The organism is Agromyces binzhouensis (assembly GCF_004135055.1).
In the GTDB taxonomy this organism is placed as follows: domain Bacteria; phylum Actinomycetota; class Actinomycetes; order Actinomycetales; family Microbacteriaceae; genus Agromyces; species Agromyces binzhouensis.
Genome location: NZ_SDPL01000448.1, coordinates 1 through 2,447, shown reverse-complemented (window position 1 = coordinate 2,447; position 2,447 = coordinate 1). Strand labels below are relative to the sequence as shown.

At 73.6% G+C, this 2,447-nt stretch carries 2 protein-coding genes; both read right to left on the bottom strand.

Annotated elements, in window-relative coordinates:
• Positions 1-925: carboxylate-amine ligase (locus ESO86_RS15495; RefSeq protein WP_129235772.1), on the bottom strand; the 925-nt coding region annotated here is incomplete at its 3' end.
• A 186-nt stretch (positions 926-1,111) separates the two neighbouring features.
• Positions 1,112-2,447: aminotransferase class III-fold pyridoxal phosphate-dependent enzyme (locus ESO86_RS15490; RefSeq protein WP_129235771.1), on the bottom strand; the 1,336-nt coding region annotated here is incomplete at its 5' end.

Sequence of the window (2,447 nt, the reverse complement as noted above, 5' to 3'; positions counted from 1 at the left end):
GACCGCTCGCGGGATCGAACGCGCCGCCCGACAGGCCGGCGTGCGCCGCGTGCAGCGTCGCCGCACTCAGGAGCTCGGGCGGCACGTCGGGGTCGGGTTCGTCGAGCGACCGCAGTGGACGGGCGACCGCGGGGTCGGCGCCGAAGCGGTCGTGCTCGTCGATCGCCCGCATGACGAGGGCCCGGCACAGGGCCGCGACGAGCAGCGTGTCGTCCGCGGTGAGCTGCGCGTCGGCCATCCGGAACTCGATCGTCGGCACGTGCTCGGAGAGGCGCACGTTCCACGCGATCAGCGCGAGCTCGACGAGCCCGCCGAAGCCGAGCATGTCGTGGATGCGGCGGTCGTACTCCGCGGCATCCGCGAATCGGGGCGGGCACCCGGCCGTCGTCCACCGGCGCAGCTGCACGGTGCGCCAGCTCTCGTAGCCGGTGACGGCTCCGCGCCAGAGGGGCGAGTTCCCCGTCATCGCGGTGAGCAGCGGCAACCAGGGTCGCACGGCGTTCATCGCGGCGATGCCGTGCTCGCGACTCGGGATGCCGACGTGGACGTGGAGACCGCTCATCTGGTGGTCGGCGATGATGCCGGCCATGTCGCGCACGATCCGGTGATAGCGATCCGTGTCGGTGATCGACGGGAACCGGGGCGCGTCGGGCGAGGTGCCGATGCTCGCGACGCAGACCGCGTGGCGGCCCGCGTCGGCGTCGACCTCGCGGCGGAAGGCGACCAGCTGATCCGCCGCCTCGGCGAGGCTGTCGAACACCGGCGTCGCGAACTCGACCTGCGATGCGAGGAACTCGGGGTGCACGTGCTCGCCCCAGCGCGGGTCCGCGGCGAGCCGAACGTGGACCTCCTCCGCGATGTCCGCGGGGAGCATCGTCTCAGGGTCGAGGAAGAAGAACTCCTCTTCGATGCCGAACGTCGTCATCGTCGCTCCCGTCCGGGGCGCACGCCGCCGGGAGCGGTTCCGTGCGCCTCATGCTCGCAGCGTGCGACGCGGCCCCCACGGTGTCAAGGGGCTATCCGCGGGCGGTGCGGGTGTGCCTGCGAGGCGCGTCGACGGCACCCGTGGCGCCCTCTCGTGCCGTCGCCGGCGGTCACCGGCGCCCTGCGTTCACCAGCCCTCTGCGAGCACCCGGTCGAGCATGGCGACGAAGAAGTCGGCGCTCTCGCGCGTCACCACGAGCGGCGGCTTCACCTTGAGCACGTTCTGGTGGTCGCCGGTCGGCTGCATGATGACGCCGAGCTCGAGCAGCCGGTCGCAGATCGCGGCCGTCTCCTCGGTGGCGGGCTCGAGGGTCGCGCGGTCGCGGACGAACTCGACGCCGAGGTAGAGCCCGAGGCCGTGGACGGCCCCGATGAGCGGATGGCGCTCCGCGAGCGCCTCGAGCCGCGACTTCAGGTGCGCGCCCGTCTCGGCCGCGTTCCGCTGCAGCCCCTCGTCGCGGAACGCGTCGAGCACGGTGAGCCCCGCGATGCTCGAGGCCGGGCTGCCGCCGGTCGACGAGAAGAAGTACCCCTGGGTGCGGAACCGCGCCGCGATCTCGCGGGTCGTGATGACCGCGCCGACCGGGTAGCCGTTGCCGGCGGCCTTCGCGACCGCGATGACGTCGGGCACGACGCCCTGCTGCTCGAAGCCCCAGAACCACCGGCCGAGCCGGCCGTAGCCGGCCTGCACCTCGTCGGCGATCGCGAGTCCGCCCGCCTCTCGGACGGCCGCGTACACCTCGGCGAGGTAGCCGTCGGGCAGCGGGATGCCGCCCGCGTTGCCGTAGAAGGTCTCGGCGATGAACGCCGCGGGCGGTCGACCGGATGCCGCGAGCTCCCGGATGCGCTCGGCCGCCTCGGGCGCGTACCGCGCGGCCTCCTCGCCCCGGTGCCGGCCGCGGAACGGGTTCGGGGCCTCGACCGCGTGCACCCAGTCGGGCCGGCTGGCGAGCGCGTTCGGGTTGTCGGCCGTGGACGTGCTCACGGCGTCGGACGCGTAGGTCCAGCCGTGGTAGGCCTCGAGCACCGAGACCACGTCGCGGCGCCCGGTCGCGGCCAGGGCGACGCGGATCGCGAGGTCGGTCGCCTCCGAACCGGAGTTGACGAGGAAGACGGTGTCGAGGGGGTCGGGCGCCATCGCCGCGAGGCTCTCGGAGAACTCGACGACCGCGCCGTAGTTGAACCGCGAGTTCGTGTTCAGCGTGCGCAGCTGCTTCGCGACCGCGGCGGCCAGCGCGGGGTGGCCGTGGCCGAGCGGCGTCACGTTGTTGACCATGTCGAGGTAGACGCGCCCGTCGGTGCCGACGAGGTGCTCCCGCCACCCGCGCTCGATGCGCGGCGGTGCGTCGTAGTAGTGCTCCTGGACCTCGGCGAAGGTGCGATCGCGACGGGCGACCAGGTCCGAGGCGTCGCGCGCCGCGTCGCCGCGGTCGCGCGCGCTCGGCGCGAGGCCGATCGCCACG